Annotated in this window: 18 protein-coding genes; 9 read left to right on the forward strand and 9 right to left on the reverse strand. The window is 69.9% G+C overall.

The annotated features are described in order from the left end of the window. The first annotated feature begins 83 nt into the window (after positions 1-83). The 5 genes from CNO20_RS17280 (at position 84) to CNO20_RS17295 (ending at position 5,703) form a co-directional block, all read left to right on the forward strand. A complete protein-coding gene (locus CNO20_RS17280; RefSeq protein ID WP_101297364.1) occupies positions 84-2,510 on the forward strand; it encodes a DNA topoisomerase VI subunit B in 2,427 nt (808 codons plus the stop codon). Beyond that, a complete protein-coding gene (locus CNO20_RS17285) occupies positions 2,511-3,611 on the forward strand; it encodes a DNA topoisomerase IV subunit A (protein ID WP_101297365.1) in 1,101 nt (366 codons plus the stop codon). Between the two features lie 126 nt (positions 3,612-3,737). After that, the gene (locus CNO20_RS17290; RefSeq protein ID WP_101297366.1) at positions 3,738-5,180 is read left to right on the forward strand and encodes a PQQ-dependent sugar dehydrogenase; all 1,443 of its coding nucleotides are present in this window, start codon (positions 3,738-3,740) and stop codon (positions 5,178-5,180) included. 121 nt (positions 5,181-5,301) lie between these two features. Continuing rightward, positions 5,302-5,424: an endonuclease Q family protein gene (locus CNO20_RS23930; RefSeq protein WP_233204239.1), complete on the forward strand. Its 123-nt coding sequence runs from the start codon at positions 5,302-5,304 to the stop codon at positions 5,422-5,424. Positions 5,425-5,562: 138 nt separating this feature from the next. Beyond that, on the forward strand, positions 5,563-5,703 hold the full coding sequence (locus tag CNO20_RS17295; RefSeq protein WP_101297367.1) for a YHS domain-containing protein: 141 nt from the start codon (positions 5,563-5,565) through the stop codon (positions 5,701-5,703). A 12-nt stretch (positions 5,704-5,715) separates the two neighbouring features. Here CNO20_RS17295 and CNO20_RS17300 read toward each other — a convergent pair whose 3' ends face one another. The 6 genes from CNO20_RS17300 to CNO20_RS22735 all read right to left on the reverse strand — a co-directional run bounded on the left by CNO20_RS17300 (position 5,716) and on the right by CNO20_RS22735 (position 11,744). Then, a complete protein-coding gene (locus tag CNO20_RS17300) occupies positions 5,716-6,534 on the reverse strand; it encodes an alpha/beta fold hydrolase (RefSeq protein WP_101297368.1) in 819 nt (272 codons plus the stop codon). Between the two features lie 13 nt (positions 6,535-6,547). Continuing rightward, positions 6,548-7,261: an MBL fold metallo-hydrolase gene (locus CNO20_RS17305; RefSeq protein ID WP_101297369.1), complete on the reverse strand. Its 714-nt coding sequence runs from the start codon at positions 7,259-7,261 to the stop codon at positions 6,548-6,550. A 126-nt stretch (positions 7,262-7,387) separates the two neighbouring features. Beyond that, positions 7,388-8,719: an amidohydrolase gene (locus CNO20_RS17310; RefSeq protein WP_101297370.1), complete on the reverse strand. Its 1,332-nt coding sequence runs from the start codon at positions 8,717-8,719 to the stop codon at positions 7,388-7,390. A 95-nt stretch (positions 8,720-8,814) separates the two neighbouring features. Beyond that, entirely contained in the window at positions 8,815-9,720 is a 906-nt protein-coding gene (locus CNO20_RS17315; protein WP_101297371.1) for a halocarboxylic acid dehydrogenase DehI family protein, read from the reverse strand. A gap of 44 nt (positions 9,721-9,764) precedes the next feature. Beyond that, a complete protein-coding gene (ligA, locus tag CNO20_RS17320) occupies positions 9,765-11,438 on the reverse strand; it encodes an ATP-dependent DNA ligase LigA (RefSeq protein WP_101297372.1) in 1,674 nt (557 codons plus the stop codon). Positions 11,439-11,594: 156 nt separating this feature from the next. Beyond that, complete coding sequence (locus CNO20_RS22735; protein ID WP_143423282.1) at positions 11,595-11,744, reverse strand: rubrerythrin-like domain-containing protein; 150 nt, start codon at positions 11,742-11,744, stop codon at positions 11,595-11,597. A 98-nt stretch (positions 11,745-11,842) separates the two neighbouring features. Between CNO20_RS22735 and CNO20_RS17325 the strand changes: the two genes are divergently transcribed. Next, positions 11,843-13,393, forward strand: coding sequence for a glutamate-cysteine ligase family protein (locus tag CNO20_RS17325; RefSeq protein WP_101297373.1), 1,551 nt, complete (start codon positions 11,843-11,845; stop codon positions 13,391-13,393). Between the two features lie 57 nt (positions 13,394-13,450). On the opposite strand, the gene psmB is transcribed toward CNO20_RS17325, so the two are convergent. Both psmB and CNO20_RS23480 read right to left on the reverse strand, forming a co-directional pair. Then, positions 13,451-14,179, reverse strand: a complete 729-nt coding sequence (gene psmB, locus CNO20_RS17330) for an archaeal proteasome endopeptidase complex subunit beta (RefSeq protein ID WP_101297374.1) — start codon at positions 14,177-14,179, stop codon at positions 13,451-13,453. A 178-nt stretch (positions 14,180-14,357) separates the two neighbouring features. Further along, complete coding sequence (locus CNO20_RS23480) at positions 14,358-14,531, reverse strand: hypothetical protein (protein WP_199174905.1); 174 nt, start codon at positions 14,529-14,531, stop codon at positions 14,358-14,360. Between the two features lie 297 nt (positions 14,532-14,828). On the opposite strand from CNO20_RS23480, the gene CNO20_RS17335 reads away from it, so the two are divergent. Together CNO20_RS17335 and CNO20_RS17340 are read left to right on the forward strand one after the other, a co-directional pair. Next, the gene (locus tag CNO20_RS17335; RefSeq protein ID WP_101297375.1) at positions 14,829-15,191 is read left to right on the forward strand and encodes a DUF555 domain-containing protein; all 363 of its coding nucleotides are present in this window, start codon (positions 14,829-14,831) and stop codon (positions 15,189-15,191) included. 61 nt (positions 15,192-15,252) lie between these two features. Then, positions 15,253-15,792, forward strand: coding sequence for a CBS domain-containing protein (locus tag CNO20_RS17340; protein WP_101297376.1), 540 nt, complete (start codon positions 15,253-15,255; stop codon positions 15,790-15,792). Positions 15,793-16,062: 270 nt separating this feature from the next. Here CNO20_RS17340 and purM read toward each other — a convergent pair whose 3' ends face one another. After that, positions 16,063-17,040, reverse strand: coding sequence for a phosphoribosylformylglycinamidine cyclo-ligase (gene purM / locus CNO20_RS17345; protein ID WP_101297377.1), 978 nt, complete (start codon positions 17,038-17,040; stop codon positions 16,063-16,065). A 352-nt stretch (positions 17,041-17,392) separates the two neighbouring features. Between purM and CNO20_RS17350 the strand changes: the two genes are divergently transcribed. After that, entirely contained in the window at positions 17,393-17,656 is a 264-nt protein-coding gene (locus CNO20_RS17350) for a DUF8028 family protein (protein WP_233204240.1), read from the forward strand. Positions 17,657-17,661: the final 5 nt, after the last annotated feature.

Genomic DNA, 17,661 nt, shown 5'->3' on the forward strand with positions numbered 1-17,661 from the left:
CTCCGCGCCGTCCGCACCGGGTTTCACTTTCACTCCGGTGCCGAACAGGTTTTAACCGTCCGTCCGATACCACTCCCTACAGAATGACGTCGTTCCAGTCGACACTCGGCGACGAGCCGGGGATCGCAGAGGAGCTGGCCGAGAGCCAGCGGGAGATCTCCATCGCCGAGTTCTTCGAGAAAAACAAGCACATGCTCGGGTTCGACAGCGGAGCCCGAGGGCTTGTAACCGCCGTGAAGGAGGCGGTCGACAACGCGCTCGACGCCACCGAGGAGGCGGGCATCGCCCCCGACATCTACGTCGAGATCGCCGAGGTCGGCGACTACTACCGGCTCGTCGTCGAGGACAACGGCCCGGGTATCACCAAAGAGCAGGTCCCCAAGGTCTTCGGGAAGCTCCTCTACGGGTCTCGTTTTCACGTCAGAGAGCAGAACCGCGGTCAACAGGGAATCGGGATCTCGGCCGCGGTGTTGTACTCACAGCTGACGAGCGGGAAGCCGGCGAAGATCACGAGCCGAACCCAGGGGAGCGCCGAGGCCGAGTACTTCGAACTCATCATCGACACCGACAGGAACGAACCGGAGATCAAAGACTCCCGGACGACCTCCTGGGACCGGCCGCACGGGACGCGCATCGAACTGGAGATGGAGGCGAACATGCGCGCCCGCCAGCAGCTCCACAGCTACGTCAAGCACACGGCGGTCGTCAACCCCCACGCGCGGATCGAACTCCGCGAGCCGGGGCTCGACGCGCCGCTGAAGTTCGAGCGGGCGACGGATCAGCTCCCCCAGGAGACGGAAGAGATCCGCCCGCACCCCCACGGGGTCGAACTCGGGACGCTCATCAAGATGCTCGGCGCGACGAACTCGCACTCCGTCTCCGGGTTCCTCCAGGAGGAGTTCACCCGCGTCGGCAAGAAGACGGCCGACAAGATCGTCGACAACTTCCGCGACCGACACTTCGGCCGCGAGATGGCCTGGAGCGGCCCGCCGTCGCACGACGGGGCCGACCTGGAGTCCGCCATCGTCGGCGCCGTCTCGAACAAGGGGCGCGACCCCACCGAGGCGTTCGCGGCGGAGGTCGTCGAGGTGGTCTCGAACCGGGAGCGGACCTCCCATCAGGAGCTCCGGTTCATCGTCGGGAACGCCGCCGAGACGGCGTCGGATCAGTTCGAGGTGACGTTCGGCGAGACGGTCCGCGAGAACGCGCTGGAGGCGGCCTGGGGCGGGCTCACCGCGCACGACGCCGAGGAGGAGGTCGACCTCCTGACCCCCTCGCTGTACGCGCTCGTCGACGAGGCGACGAGCACCCGGAAGGACGACGCCACCGTCGAGGCGCTCGCGGAGCGGCTGGCCCGCAAGTTCGCCGGCGTCGAGGACCCCCGCCACCGGGTGACGAAGCGCGAGCTCCGGGAGTTCGTCGACGGCGCGGCCGACGCGACGCAGGAGTACGACGACGTCACCGTCGGCGACACGGCGCGCGAGAACATCACCGAGGCCGTCTGGTCGGTCATGCGGACCGTCTCGGACGCCCCCCCGAAGGTCGCCGAGGTCGCCGAGAGCCGCGACACGGCCTCGCAGCTCCTGGAGGCGATGCGCGAGACGGACATCCTCGCGCCGCCGACGGACTGCCTGTCGCCGATCACGGACGAACTCGTCGAGGCGGGCCTGCGCAAGGAGTACGACGCCGACTTCTACGCCGCCGCGACCCGCGACGCGGAGGTCCACGGCGGCGACCCGTTCATCGTCGAGGCCGGCATCGCCTACGGCGGCGACCTCCCGGCCGAGGGGAGCGTGGACCTTCTGCGCTTCGCCAACCGCGTCCCGCTCGTCTACCAGCGCGGGGCGTGCGCCACGACCGACGTGGTGAAGCGGATCGGGTGGCGGAACTACGGGCTCGACCAGCCCGGCGGCAGCGGAATGCCGAACGGGCCGGCGGTCATCATGGTCCACGTCGCCTCGACCAACGTCCCGTTCACCAGCGAGTCGAAGGACGCGCTCGCGAACATCCCGGTCATCGAAGACGAGATCGAACTCGCCATCCGGGAGGCCGCGCGCGAACTCAAATCCTACCTGAACAAGCGCCGGTCGATGCAGAAGCGTCGGAAGAAACAGGACGTGCTCGGGCGGATCCTCCCGCAGATGGCGGACAAGGTGGCCGAGGTGACCGGCCGCGAGCGGCCGAACATCGACGGCGCGCTGGCGCGGATCATGAACAACGTCAGCGTCGAGCGCGAGTTCGACGGCGGGACGGTCACCCTCATGGTCGAGAACCACTCCGACCGGTCCGAGGCGCTGGACGTCACGGACATCGTCTCGGAGGAACCGACCGACGTGGAGGCGGACGGCGAGACGACCGTCGTCGACCTCGACGGCGAGTGGTTCGTGAAGTGGGCCCCGTCGGTGTCGGCGGGCGAGACGGCGACCCTCACCTACGCGGTGAGCGAGGACGCGTCGTTCGACGTCAACGTCGACGGCGTCGAGGCGGAGAAACTCACGGTGCACGCGTAAATGAGTTCGAACACGAAGATCCAGGACGAGCGGGCGCGCGAGCGCCTCATCGACCTCGCGGCGGAGTTCTACGACCAGTTCGCCGGGGGGCAGATCCCCGAGATGCGGCTGCCCACCCGGACGAAGAGCAACATCGAGTACGACGAGGACGCGGAGGTGTGGGTGTACGGCGACCGGACCAGCACCCGCAGCGCCAACAGCGTCCGCGGGGCGCGAAAGCTCCTCAAGGCGGTGTACACCATCGACTTCCTCGCGAAGCAGCTGGAGGAGGACCGCTCGTCAACCCTCCGTGAGCTGTACTACCTCTCGGAGTCGTGGGACACGAAGGAGGCGCACTTCTCCGACCAGGACGAGTCGAACCAGCTCGTCGAGGACCTGGAGATCGTCTCCGAGGTCACCCGCGAGGACTTCCACATGCGCCCCGAGGAGTCCGGCGCGACGCTCATGGGCCCGCTCCTCCTCCGCGAACAGACCCGGAGGGGAGAGCGCGAGATCCACTGCCAGGAGGACGTCGGCGAGGGCGGCTACCAGATCCCGAACAACCCCGACACCATCGAGTTCCTTGATCACGACATCGACTTCGTCCTCTGCGTCGAGACCGGCGGGATGCGGGACCGGCTCATCGAGAACGGCTTCGACGAGGACTTCAACGCCCTCATCGTCCACCTCAAGGGGCAGCCGGCCCGGGCGACCCGCCGCATCACAAAGCGGATGCACGACGAGCTCGATCTCCCCGTGGTGGTCTTCACGGACGGCGACCCGTGGTCGTACCGGATCTACGGCTCCGTCGCGTACGGGTCGATCAAGAGCGCGCACCTCTCCGAGTACCTGGCGACCCCCGAGGCGAAGTTCGTCGGCATCCAGCCGCAGGACATCGTCGATTACGACCTGCCGACCGATCCCCTCTCGGACTCGGACGTCAACGCCCTCCAGAGCGAGCTGGAGGACCCGCGGTTCAAGACCGACTACTGGAAGGAGCAGATCGAACTCCAGCTCGACATCGAGAAGAAGGCCGAACAGCAGGCGCTCGCCTCCCGCGGGCTCGACTTCGTGACCGACACGTACCTCCCCGAGCGCCTCGGCGAGATGGGCGTCCTCTGACCGGTCGAACGGCCGGCGTCCGGCGCTCCGAGCCTTCGCCCCGCGCCCTCGACTCCGCCGCGCGGCACATGTACCCCCTGAGTATCCCAGGTCCACGACTACGAAATTCCCGGCTCGTCGTACGACATGCCGAACGGAAGACGAGCGTTCCTCGGCGCGCTCGCCGGCGTCGGGACGGTCGCGAGCCTGGTCGACGGTCGCGTCTCCGGGGTACGGCGCGCGCAGACGCGGCGATCGGACGGTTCGACGGGGTACTTTCCGCCCGGGCCGACCGTCCGGGCCGACGCCGTCGCGGAGGGGGTGACCGCACCGACCGACGCGGCGGTCGCGTCGCCGGGCGACGATCGCCTGTTCGTCGCGGAACAGCCCGGACGGGTCGTCGCGGTCGATCCGACCGACGGCCGAGTCGAACCCTTCGTGGACGTTCGAAACCGGCTCGTGGCGCTCAACCCCTCGTTCGACGAGCGGGGGTTGACGGGGATCGAGTTCCACCCGGCGTTCGAGGAGAACGGCCGCTTCTTCCTCCACTACAGCGCGCCGCCGCGGGCGGACGCCCCGCCGAACTTCGACCACACGGAGGTGATCTCGGAGTTCGAGGCGACGACGGACCGCTCCGCCGGACTCCCCGGATCCGAGCGCGCGCTCATGGAGATTCCGCACCCGCAGTCGACGCACAACGCGGGGCCGATGGCGTTCGGCCCCGACGGTTACCTCTACGTTCCGATGGGCGACGGGGGCGGGGCGAACGACGACGACCCCGGCCACCTGTCGGACTGGTACGCGCGGAACGCCGGCGGAAACGCCCAGAACGTCTCCACGCTCCTCGGAAAGGTGCTCCGGGTCGACGTCGACGGCCGGGAGGAGGGAAAGCCCTACGCGATCCCCGACGACAACCCGCTCGTCGGACGGCCCGGCCGCGACGAGCTCTACGCGTGGGGCTTTCGCAACCCCTGGGGGATCTCCTTCGACGACCGCGGCCGGCTCTTCGTCGCCGACGTCGGACAGCAACTGTACGAGGAGGTGAACCTCGTCGAGAAGGGCGGCAACTACGGGTGGAACGTCCGCGAGGGGACCCACTGCTTCGACGCGGAGAACGCGGAGGAACCACCGGCCGACTGCCCGACCTCGACGCCCCCGGACGTCCGCGGCGGCGAACCGCTCCGCGATCCGATCTTCGAGTACCCCCACCGCTACCGCGGGGAGACCGTCGGCAACGCCGTCGTCGGCGGGTACTTCTACCGGACCGACGGCGGCCCCGACTTCTACGCGTTCGGCGACTACGCGGGCGACGTCGAACGATCGTCGGGCCGGCTGTTCGTCGCGTTTCCGCCCGAGGAGGCGGCCCCGCCGCCCGGTTCGCCGCAGCGGGAGGTGCCGAACGCGCCGATCTGGCGCGCGGAGGAACTGCGGGTGCGGAGAGCCGGAACCGCCGGACTCGGCGCCTTCCTCCGGGCGATCGGGCGGGGGCCCGACGGCGACCTCTACCTCCTCTGCAGCCGCGACGCGGGGCTGGCCGCCGGGAACGGGACGGTTCTCCGACTCGCCCGCCCGTTCCCGAGCGACGGCTGACGTCCGCCCGATCTCCGTCGTCGACGCGCGCCGGGCGGTATCGGCCGCGCTCGCGGAAACCGCGGTTCGCCGGCAGAATTTTAACAATAAATAACGTCTTTTCCGTCGGTGGAGACACCGCATGTCGACCACCAACGTGGCCAGCTGTCCGAACTGCGATTGGACCGGAACGCCCGACGAACTGGACGACAGACACGGTCGGCCGGCGTGTCCGAACTGCGGCCGGCGGGTGACGCTGGCGTAGGCGGGCGCGAACCCCGGCCGACCGGCATCGTTCTTTGCGTCGGACCGGAGTTCCGACCGAACGGACGATCCAGGTCCGCCTGCGGTCGGCCACAAGCGCTACGGGCGAACCGCCCGTCGGTACCGACGGTGACGAATCATGGCCGAGTGTCCCGTCTGCGGCGCGTACGTGGACGAGCACAACCCGCCCGTCCAGGGTAACTACCGGGGCGAAACCGAGTACTTCTGCGGCGTGGCGCACAAGGAGGAGTTCGAAGAGGACTACGTCCAGCGGACGTAGCGGGCGTCGCTCTCAGTCGAGGTCCGCGTCCAGGAAGCGGCGGACGGTCGCGTCGAACCGTCGTTTTCGCTCCTCGAAGGCGCCGTGTCCCGCGCCCCCGAGCAGCGCGATCCGCGCGTCGGGGATCGCGGCCGCCGTCTCGCGGAGGATCGCCTCCGGGAAGAAGTGATCGAGCGCCCCGACGACGACGAGCGTCGGGGCCCCGACGCCGCCGAGGCGTCCGCGCGCGTCGTGATCGAGGCAGGCCCGACAGGAGACGACGACGTCGGAGCGGTTCGCGGGCTCCGGGAGGACCGCGCCGCCGAAGGCGCGGAACAGCGGCGGGTACAGCCAGCGACGGTAGCCGAGGTACGTGTGCGGGACGCTGTCGAGGTAGATCTCCCGCCACTCCCCGCGTTCGGCCCACGCCTCCCAGCGGGCGATCGTCTCGCGCCCGCCGTCGCCGAGCCGGTACCCGGCCGCTCCGAGGACGAGCCGCTCGACGCGCGCCGGGTAGTCGACGGCGAGGTGCTGGGCGACGAGCCCGCCCATCGAGAGCCCGAGAACCGACGCGGGCCCGATCCCCCCGAGCGCGTCGGCGTACTCCGCCGCCATGTCGCGGGTGGAAAACCCCTCCGGCATCCCGCGGGGCCGCCCCACCACCCAGACCGCGTGGCCGTCGACGTAGGGGCGGTAGTAGTACCGCGCGAGGAGTTCGGCGACGAGCCTCGTCGGTTCGGCTCCCTGAAGGGCGTCGCTCAGCCCGGGGAGGACGACGAGCGGGCGCGGGCCGTCGCCGATCCGGTAGTAGGGAAAGCGGTCGTCCAGCAGGCCGTAGTCGACGCGGGGCACGGTCGAACCGCCGCTACTGGTTCGCGCCCCGCTCGTCGAGGACGACGGGGACGCCGCGCTTCGCCACGTCGGCCGCGAACGCCGCCGAGTCGGCGGCCAGCAGGTCGAACGTGTCGTAGTGGATCGGGAGCACGAGATCCGGGTCCAGCGCCTCGGCGAGGTCCGCGGCCTCGTGCCGGTCCATCACGACCGACCCGCCGATGTTGGCGAGGAACAGCGACGCGTCGAGTTCGCGGAAGCCGTCGAGCGCGTCCGAGTCGCCCGGCCAGAAGACCGTCGCGTCACCCAGCGAGAGCAGGAAGGCGACGCCGAACCCCTTCGGGTGGTACGGTTCGCCGTCCTCGTCGACGTGCGGGCCGTCCGGCTCGTTGTACGCCGGCATCGACCACGCGTCGACCCCGCCCGCGGCGTAGTGGTCCTCCTCGCCGATCCGGACGACCTCGTAGGGCAGATCGTCGACCGGTGTGACGTCGCGGTCCGTATCGTTCGCGTCCACTCCCTCGTAGACGACGACCGTCGCGTCCTCCTTCGCCACGCGCCCGATCCCGTCGGAGTCGTAGTGGTGGACGTGCGTGACGCAGACGAGGTCGCCGTCGCGCGCGTCGTAGCCGTCGAGGACGCCGTACCGCCCCGGATCGAGGTAGGCGACGAAGCCGTCCTCGGTCTCCAGCCGCGCCGTCGCGTAGCCGAGCCACTCGACGAGCAGCCCGTCGTGTCGGACAGTCATGAGGACGGGTACGAGAGGACCCCCTAACGTCCTTTCGGTGCCGGAAGCGATCGCGGCGCGGGTCGCGGGGATCCGTCTCGTCGGCCAACTCGCTTCGACGGCCGACACGCTTCGACGGCCGACGGGCTACGACAGGTACGACTCCGTGACGTCGCCGCGGAACGCCCGGATCCGTTCGAGGTACTCCTCGGGGCTCGGCTTCGCCTCGCGGGCGCGGCGGAGCGCCCGGCGGCTCTCCGCGTCGGTCATGAGGTCGACGAGCGCGCAGGCGGTGATCTTCGCCGGGAGCACGTACGCCATCTCCTCGTCGACGACGCGGAACTCGCGGGAGTGGACGCTCCCCTCGAAGCCGCCGACCCAGGGGTGGATCCCGGGGACGATCTGCGTCACGTCGCCCATGTCGGTCGACCCGGCGAGGTGGGGGTTCCCCTCCGTCAGGACCCCCTCGCCGAGGATCGACCGGACGTTCCGGTCGTACGCCTCCACGATGGTCGGGTCGGTCCGAAGCGGCATGTAGCCCGGGTAGTCTTCGATCTCGATCTCGCCCCCCACGGCCATCGCGCCCGAGGCGAGCGCGCGGTTCACCTTCGCGTTGGCGTCGACCATCGCGTCGACGGTCCGCGCGCGGACGTACGACTCCATCGTCACCTCGCTCGGAACGACGTTGACGCCCTCGCCCCCCTTCGTGACGATCGGGTGGACGCGGACGGCGTCCTCGTCGGGGAACGTCTCCCGCTGGGCGTGGATGGCGTTCGCTCCGAGCACGGCGGCGTTGAGCGCGTTGACGCCCTCCTCCGGCGCGGCGCCCGCGTGCGCCTCCTTCCCGCGGTAAGTGACGAACTTGCCGACGAAGCCGTTCGTCGAGAAGTCGCTCGTGATCCGCCGCTCCGGCACGTCGCTGCCCGCGTGGATCATCACCGCGGCGTCGACGCCGTCGAGTTCCCCCCGGCGGATGAGTTCCTGCTTGCCGCCGAAGAACTCGATCTCGCCGGCCTCGACGAGCGACCGGCGGTAGTCCAGGTCGAGGTACTCCTCGGCCGGCACGGCGACGAAGTCGACCGACCCGCCGAGGTCGTCGATCGCGCCGCCGCCGACCAGCCCGAAGGCGGTTCCGACGAGGTGCGCGATCTGGGCGTGGTGACCGCAGGCGTGGCACGCGCCCGTCTCAGGGTCCGCGAGCGGGTGCTCCGGGTTGACGAGCGCGTCGAGTTCGCCGAACACCGCCGCGCGGAACGAGTCGTTCGACCCGAGCCGCGCCCGCGCGCCCGTCACGGCGATGTTCTCCCGGACCGGGAGCCCCACGCTCTCGAAGGCCGAGACGACCTTCTCGGTCGTCCTCTCCTCCTTGAATCCGAGCTCCGGTTCAGCCTGGATCGACTTCGCGAGCGCGACGATCTCGTCGGCCCGCTCGTCGATCGCGTCGCACACCCTCCGTTTCAGCGTCTCTGTGTCGGTCACGCGATATCACGCCTCACGATACTCCCCCGGAGGCGAACCCGCACGATAAGTGCTCCCAATCGCCCGAGCGTCCGAACACGCGCCGGCGCTGCGACTCACGGCCCCGTCCGCCGTCCCGCGGCGTCGACCGTCGACGCGTACGCCGGAAGCGTCCGGACGACTCCCCGAGCGGGCCCCCGGTTGAACCGCCGGAACAGCCACTGTACGCCGTCGATCGTCTCCCCGTCGAACCCGACGCCTCGCAGGTCCTCGGGCGCGAGGCGCGGTCGGTAGGGCGTCGAACGGACGAACCGGTCCAGCCGGTCGTCGACGCGCTCCCCGGCGGCGTCGAACTCGTCGGACCGGAAGACCGGTTCGAGGTCCCCCCAGGCCCTCGTCAGGTACCCGGGCCACTGAGCGAGACACCGGTACACGCTCGGAAGCTGGTCGCCCAGGCCGTGGAACGCCTCGATCGCGTCCACCGTCTCCTCGAGTTCGTCCGGGACGCCGTCGGGGGCGACCATCGTCGGCGGGAGGCCGCGGTCGCGGTCGAACCACTCGGGGAACGGCTCCGTCGCCACCCGCGCCTCGTCCGGCCCTGCACCGACGGCTTCGTCCGGCCCCGCGCCGACGGGCTCGCCCCGGAGCGACCGATCCATCACCTCGAACAGCGCGGCGAGCCGCGGGCCGACGGCGTCGAACGTCGCCAGCTGGCCGCGGAGTTCCCGGTACTCCGCCGGACGGAGCTCGAGTTCCTCACAGCGGTACGTCGGTAGCTCGCGGGCGTCCCCGACCGAGAGCAGTTCGTCGTGGTAGGCGGCCGAGAAGCGCGCGAACCCCCGCGTCTCGAAGATGGGCTTCACCTGCCCCCAGGCGTACCGCAGGAACGCCGGCTCGTTCGCCATCGTCGTCCGGAAGATCCAGTTGACGAACGGCGCGCGGAACGTCCGCTTCACGTCCTCGTACAGCCCCCGCTTCCACCCCGTCGCCTCGGTCTCGTACAGCTGTTCGCTCGTGTCCATGGCGGACGATGCGCCGGCAGCGAGTTCAGCCTTTGCCCGGCCGTTCAGGTAGCGTTCGACGAGCCGGCCAACCGTTCGACCCGCTCCAGGGTATCCGCGTCGTCGGGGTCCTTGTCCTCTCTGACCGCGACGAAGCGCGGGAAGCGCAGGGCGTAGCCAGACGAGTACGTCGGCGACCGCTGGATCTCCTCGTAGCCGACCTCGAACACCACCGACGGGCGGATCGTCACGTCCTTGCCGTCCTGCGCCTCGATCTCGGGTTCGAGCAGCCCCGTGAGCTCCGCGAGCTTCTCGTCCGTGATCCCGGTCGCCACCTTGCCGATGGTCTCGTACCCCGACTCCGTCCGCGCCGACAGGAGGAACGTCCCGAGGAACTTCGCCCGGCGGCCCTCGCCCCACTCCGCGCCGGTGACGACCAGGTCGAGCGTCTCCACGTCCGGCTTCCGCTTCAGCCAGTTCTTCCCGCGCCGGCCCGGCGTGTACTCCGACTCGGGGTTCTTGAGCATGATCCCCTCGTGGCCGTCCTCCAGCGCCGCGGCCTCGACGGCCGCGATCTCCTCGGAGTCGTCCGTGAGGGTGAGCTTCGAGACGCCGCCGTCGAGAACCTCCGTCAGCCGCTCGTACCGCTCCGTGAGGGGCGCTTCGAGGAGGTCCTCGCCGTCGGCGTGGAGGCAGTCGAACGCGTGGAGCCACAGGGTCACCTCGCCGCGCATCCGCCCCACGTCGTGCTTGCGTCGGAACCGCCGGAGCACCTCCTGGAACGGCAGGGGCCGGACGCCGTCGCCCTCCTCCCGCGGCTCGACGGCGACGACCTCGCCGTCGAGGATGGCCGGGGGGCCGACGTTCTCCTCGACGAACTCGACGATCTCCGGGAGCGCGTCGGTCACGTCCTCCATGTTGCGCGAGAAGACGGAGACCGCCTCGCCGTCGTAGTGCACCTGGACGCGCGCGCCGTCGTACTTCGTCTCCACGGCGACCGTCCCCCACGCCTCCAGCGCGTCGCCGACGGTGCCGGCCTGCGCGAGCATCGCCTGCACCGGCCGGCCGATTTCCAGCTGCACGCCTTCGAGCCCGGCCTCGCCCTCCTCGCGGGCCAGTTCGGCGACCCGTCCGTAGTCGTTCGACACCTGCAGCGCCCGCTCCACGGCCGCGACGGGCGCGTCGAACGCCTCGGCGATCGCGTCGCGGACGGTCCCCTCGCCGACGCCGATCCGCATCTCCGAGAGGACGAGGCGCGCGAGGTACCGCGCCTCCGCGGGGGACGAGCGGTTGAACAGCCCGAAGAGGACGTCGAGCTTGCGGTCCCGGCTGCCCGATCCCTCCGCCGCCGCGAGGTCGCGCAGCGAGCGATCGACCTCGGAGACGGTCAGGCCGTCCCGCCCGCCGCCGGCGAACGACGCGAGCCCCCGCTGTCCGCCGAACTCGTAGCTCGCCGCCACCTCCCCGATCTCGCCCGTCTCCGCCAGCCGATCTTCCACGTCCGCGGCCGTCACGTTCGGCCCGGCCGCGCGGGCGATGGCCTCGTAACAGAGGTTCGGACCGATGTCGAGGGTCGTCGAGTCCCAGGCCGGGAACACGCGACCCTGGACGAACCGGGCGACGATCGGGAGGTCGTCGTTCGACTCCTCGAACAGGTCGCGGACGAGCGCCGTGATCTCGAGGTCGGCGCTCTCGGCCTCGATCTCCTCGGCGCGGGCGGCGAAGTCGGCGAAGTCCATCACGCCGTCGTAGTGGGCTGGCCGTGTTAAGCGCCGCGGATCGACCGCCGATCGACCGCCGACGGCCGACCGAGTCGCGCCCCGCGAGCGCGACGGGCGGCCGAGCGACCGAACCGCGCTCCGCGGGTGCGACGGCCGACCCGCCCGTCCCGACCGCTACTGTTCTCGGGGCACGCTGATGTTCTTCATCCGTCCGCCGCACTCCGGACACTCCACGGGCTGGGACTCGGCCTCCGTCCGGTACCCGCACTCGGTGCACTCGTAGGTGTACGGCGGCTCGACGTCGTGGGGGTCCTCGGGGGTCATGCGTGTTGATGTGTGTCGCACACGGCTATAGTTTATTGCCGCGGGGGCGAGCGTCCCGACCCGTCGCATTGAAGGCCGTCGGTAGCGCACACGACCGCATGGCAGAAGACCTCGCGGCGCAGGTCGAAGCGGTGCTCTCCGTCGACGCCGAGGCGTTTCAGGCGGAGGCGGAGGCGGACGCCGAGGTCGTGAAGTCGGCGCTCCGCGAGGGCGCGTTCGACAACCACCAGTCGATCGTCGGACTGGAGTACGAGTTCTACGCGGTCGCCGACGCGAGCGGGCGGTGGGCCGAGTCCGACGAGGGCGACGCCGACAACGTCTACGCGCTGACGCGCGTGCCGCGCCGCCTGCTCGAACTCATCGGCTTCGAGAAGGAGCTGGGCCTGCACAACGCCGAGATGAGCACGAGCCCGCAGCCGTTCAACCCCCACGGCCTCCGCGCTCAGGAGTCCGAGGTGCTCGCGCGGCTCAGCGCGGCGCTCGACTGCACGCGCGCCGAGGAGATGCGCCTCGTCAGCGACGCCGTGTGGACGATTCCCCCCGCAGGCGAGACGGCCGGGAGGTACCTCTCCGACAGCATCGTCGACGAGGGCGTCCGGATCGCGACCAACATGAGCGACGCCGTCCGCTACCACGCGATGGCGAACGGGGAGAACGCGGGCGAGACGCTCTCCGTCGAGGCCCCCCACGTGTCGCTCGACGCGGACACGGTGATGCCGGAGAGCCTCATCACCTCCATCCAGCCGCACTACCAGGTTTCGCACGCCGCCGACCTGCCGGCGTACTTCAACTACGCGCTCCGGGTGGCCGGCCCCCTCCTCGCGCTCGGGGTCAACTCGCCCTTCTTCCCGCCGGACCTCTACGAGGACGTCCCCGCCGAGGAGATCCTCGCCGACGCGTGGGACGAGGGGCGGATCTCCGTGTTCGAGTCGGTGCTCAACAGCGGCGGGGGGCCGGACAAGGTCACGTTCCCGCGCGACCTCGAAACCGTGGAGGAGGCCGTCGACCGCGTCGTCGCCGACGAGATCATGGTCCCGATGCCGGTCGAGCGCGGCGACCGCTTCGACGACGAGTTCGCCACCCTGCGGACCAAACACGGGACGTACTGGCGGTGGGTTCGGCCGGTGTTCGACGGCGCGACGCGCTCTTCTGCGAACGCCCGCATCGAGTTCCGCCCGATCCCGGCGCAGCCGACCGTCCGCGATTCGATCGCCTTCCAGGCGGCGTTCGCCGGCCTGATGGAGAGCCTCCCGCGGCGCGAGCACCCCGTCGTCGACCAGGAGTGGGAAACCGCCCGCGAGAACTTCTACGCCGCCGCCCGCGACGGGCTGGCGAGCGGCCAGCGGTGGATCACGAACGACGGACAGGAGACGACCGACCCGGTCGAGGTGTACGACGACCTCCTCGCGCACGCGGCGGACGGGCTCACCTCCGCGGGCTGCTCGGCGTCCGAGGCGGACCGGTACGTCTCCCCGCTCAGGTCGCGCGTCGAGGCGGCGCGAACCCCGGCCGACTGGAAACGCGATCGGGTGCGGGCGCGGCTCGACGACGGCGCGAATCTGGCCGACGCGATCGTCGGGATGCAGCGGACGTACATCGAGCGCCAGACGGAGACGCTGCTCGACGGGAGATTCGTCGACTGGGTGTGAGAAGGCGGCACCGCGCTTCGGTTCGCCGGGCGGATCTACGGGTTCACCGATTCGCCGCTACAGCAGTTCCTCGATGTCCTTGCGGCGGTCGATCTCGACGCCGTCGGCGGTGACGACGGCCACGTTGATACCGTTGCCCGAGGCGAGGTCGCGCTCGACCGCGGACTTGATCGCGCGGGCGGCGACCGTCCGCGCCTCGTCGACGGCGAGGTCGTCGCCGTAGTCCTGTTCGAGCACGCCGAGCGCGTACTGGCTGCCGGAGCCGCTGACCGTGTAGTCCTCCTCCATCGTGCCGCCGGCTGGATCGATGCTGTAGACGTGTGGGCCCTCCTCGTCGACGCCGCCGAGGACCGGCTGGACGATGAAGAACGCGCCCGAGCGGAGGAAGTTCCCCACGAGCGTCGAGAGCGCCTGCATGCTCATGTTCTCGCCGCGGCGGGCCTCGTAGAGGCTCGTTTCGGCCCGCAGCGAGCGGATGAGCGACTGCGCGGCCGAGACGGAGCCGGCGATGGTGAGCGCCGCGGTCGGGTGGATCTGCTCGACCTTCTGGACGTCCTTGCTGGCGACCATGTAGCCCGCGCTCGCGCGCATGTCGGTCGCGAGCACGACGCCGTCGTCGGCCCTGATGCCGACGGTCGTCGTGCCGGTCTTCATCTCCTTGTCGCCGGCCGACTCGCTCGCGCGCCGCTCGGCGTGGGGGAACTCGCCCAGCTCGGGGCCGAACACGTTCGAGTGATCGCCGTTCAGGGGATCGAGATCGTCCGAGAAGTCGGTGGGGGTACGCATTGTCTGCTTTTGACCTGCGGCGCGTATAAATGCAACCCTTCCCACTCGCATTGCCTCTGCCGACGCCGACCGCCTCGCGCGTCCGGACCGCGCGTCGGACCCGCTCGCGGCTGATCGGCCGCACAGCTCCTCGGACGGGAACGAACGTCGAGGATCAGGTGGACGGCTCGCGCCGGATTCAGCGCGAACTGGCGTTCTCGTAGGCGGTACCCAGGGTCTCCACGAGCCGGCCGACGGGGAACGGCAGACCCGCCCGCCGCGCGACCAACGCGAGCGGCAACAGCAGGATGCCGACGACGACCGCGAACTGGTACAGTGCGAACAGGCTGAACCGGTACAGCGATTCGAACATTTACTCACCCGGTTCTCCCACCACGCTCGTATATAAGCGTTTCCGCCCAGCGGTCAGAGGGAAGTCGACGCTGTCTATCGGTTCAACCGGAGTTGATCCCCGGACAACCCAACTTGTCGATCTCCTACCTACGGGGCACGTTCCGCGTGGTTGATTCGGGTACTATCCGTAAGTTATGGGGATAATCGCCGGCGGATGCGCGCGGACGACCCGGCGGAATGAGAGATCGGAGACGCCGGGCGAGGGCTCGGAAGCGCGAACCACAAAGCACGAAACCCTCGCGTTCCTCTACCCCGTATGAGCAACTATCTCGTCGCGATGGAGGCGGCCTGGTTGGTCCGCGACGTCGACGACATCGACGACGCGATCGGCGTCGCCGTGAGCGAGGCGGGCAAGCGGCTGAACCAGAAGAACAAGGAGTTCGTCGAGGTGGACGTCGGCGTCACCGGTTGTCCGGCCTGCGGCGAACCGTTCGACTCGGCGTTCATCGCGGCGAACACCGCGCTCGTCGGCCTGCTGCTCGAAATCGAGGTGTTCAACGCCGACAGCGAACAGCACGCCTCGCGCATTGCGAAGAGCGAGGTCGGCGGCGCGCTCCGCGACGTTCCGCTGTCCGTGATCGAGATCGTCGAGACGGACGCCGAGGAAGCCGACGCCTGAGGCCCGACGCCCGGCCGCGCGTCGTCGAAAGCTTTTCTAATAACCTGTGGTTATCAGGGGTATGGAACTCCCGACGCCGCAGGACCTGCGCGAACGGCGCACGTCGCTGGAACTGACGCAGAGCGAACTCGCCGAGCGGGCCGGGGTCTCCCAGCCGCTCATCGCCCGGATCGAGGGCGGCGACGTCGACCCCCGGCTCTCGACGCTCCGCCGCATCGTCAACGCGCTCGACGAGGCAGAAGGGAGCGTCGTCCGCGCGGGCGACATCATGCACGAGGACGTCGTGAGCGTCGCCCCGGACGACTCGGTGCGCGAGGCCGTCCGGAAGATGGAAGAGGAGGCGTACTCGCAGCTGCCGGTGCTCCAGGGCGGCATCCCGGTCGGCAGCATCAGCCAGAGCGACGTCATCCACGCCGGGGACGGCGTCGGCGACCTCCCCGTGAGCGAGGTGATGAGCGAGTCGTTCCCCACGGTCGCGCGCGGCGCGACGGCCGACGAGGTCGGCAACCTGCTCGACCACTACAAGGCCGTGATGGTGACGCAGGGCGGCGAGACGCTCGGCATCATCACCGAAGCGGACATCGCGAAGCGGCTCTCGTAGCACCGACTCGCCCGTCGCCCGCGTGCGTTCGTGTCCGAATTTTCCCCGCATCCCCGCCGCTTCGAGCGACGACCCGCGCGCCCCGAAGGTCCGGAGATTTATCACGGAAAACGGGACCACCGACGGTATGCGCTGACCGACGACCGCGAAACGGCCAGCGGGAGCACGGCGCACCGTTTCGCGCGAGCGTTCGCGCCGTCTGTTCGCAACGCGGTAGGCGTCCCGATCACCGTCGCCGGAAGCGACGCCGACGGACGGAAACTCGCGGACCTACAGCTCCAGTCCGCGGATCGCCACGCCCTCGCCCTCCTCGACGCGCCCGACGACGCGCCCGTCCGTCTCCTCGGCCAGCGCCTCCGCCCGCTCGGGCGGGAGCGCGGCGACGAACCCGGTGCCCATGTTGAACGTCCGGTGCATCTCCTCGTCGGAGACGTTTCCCTCCGATCGGATGAACTCGAACACGGGCTGCGGCTCGAACGGCTCCTCGACGACGTAGCGGAAGTCGCCGAGGCGCGCGAGGTTCGTCCACCCGCCGCCGGTGACGTGCGCCGTGGCGCGGACGCCGCGCTCGCGCATCGGGTCGAGCAGGTCGGTGTAGATGCGCGTCGGCTCCAGGAGCGCCTCGCCGATCGTCTCGTACCCGTCGAACGGGCAGGGATCCGCGTACTCGTGGTTCAGCGTCGCGGCCTTCCGGGCGAGCGTCAGTCCGTTGGAGTGGACGCCCGACGAGCGGAAGCCGACGAGCGCGTCGCTCGCCTCCGCCTCGCCCGGAAACAGCGCGTCCTTCGCGGCCAGGCCGGCGCACGTGCCCGCCAGGTCCAGCCCCCTGATCACTTCGGGCATCACCGCCGTCTCGCCGCCGACGAGTTCGAGTTTCGCCCGCTCCGCTCCGGCGGCGAGTCCCCGTCCGATCTGCTCGGCGAACGTCTCGTTCGGCTCGTCCACCGCCAGGTAGTCGACGAACGCGACCGGTCGCACGCCCGCGGCGACGAGGTCGTTCGCGTTCATCGCGATGCAGTCGATGCCGATCGTCGAGTAGTCACCGAGCGCCTCCGCGACGAGGAGCTTCGTGCCGACGCCGTCGGTCGCCAGCGCCAGGTACCTGTCGCCGATGTCCAGGAGGCCCGCGTAGTCGCCCTCGCTCTCCCCCACGGCTCCGATGAGCGCCGCGGTCGCCGCCTCGCTCGCCTCGATGTCGACGCCCGAGTCGGCGTAGGTGAGTCCGTCGTCCGTGTCGTCCTCGCTCATGTAGAAACCCGGGCGGGCGGTCCGCAAAAAGGCCACCGTTCGGACGCGCGGTCGTTATCCACTCGCTAACCGGGGGGACGTCTCCCCGTAATCAGGCGCTACCACCCCCGTAATCCGACGATGAGTCGTCGGTCTGATACCCTTCCGAGCCCGTTGACGCTCCCTACCATCGTCGGAGAAACCGCCGACGCGAAACGCCGCTATATCGGCCGATAAAACTTCTCGGCGGCGCAGAGCCGCCGATAAATGGACGAAAGAGCGGGACGCGACGAGTAAATCGTCCGAATCGACCGTAACGTTCGGGCCGTTATATACTGACTCGTGACGCATTCGCGTCCGGGTGTGCTATCTCATGTCAGGTGCTTCCTCCACCGCCGCCGACCGACCGAACGCGGGCTCGGCCGAGGTGCCGGGTGCCGCCGCCTCCGTCCGTCGAATGGCCGCCGGCCCGGTCAGGTTCGTGAGCTTCTGGGCTGCCGTCGCCCTCCCCTTCCTGTACGTTCCGTTGCTACACGACGGGCTGTCGGGGAGTTCGGCGGTCGTCTTTCTGGTCCTGCTCGCGGCGAACGCCCTCGCGCTCGTCGCCGGACACGGCCACCGACGAGAAAGGAACTGAGCGGG

Source organism: Halegenticoccus soli (assembly GCF_002844195.1).
GTDB lineage: Archaea > Halobacteriota > Halobacteria > Halobacteriales > Haloferacaceae > Halegenticoccus > Halegenticoccus soli.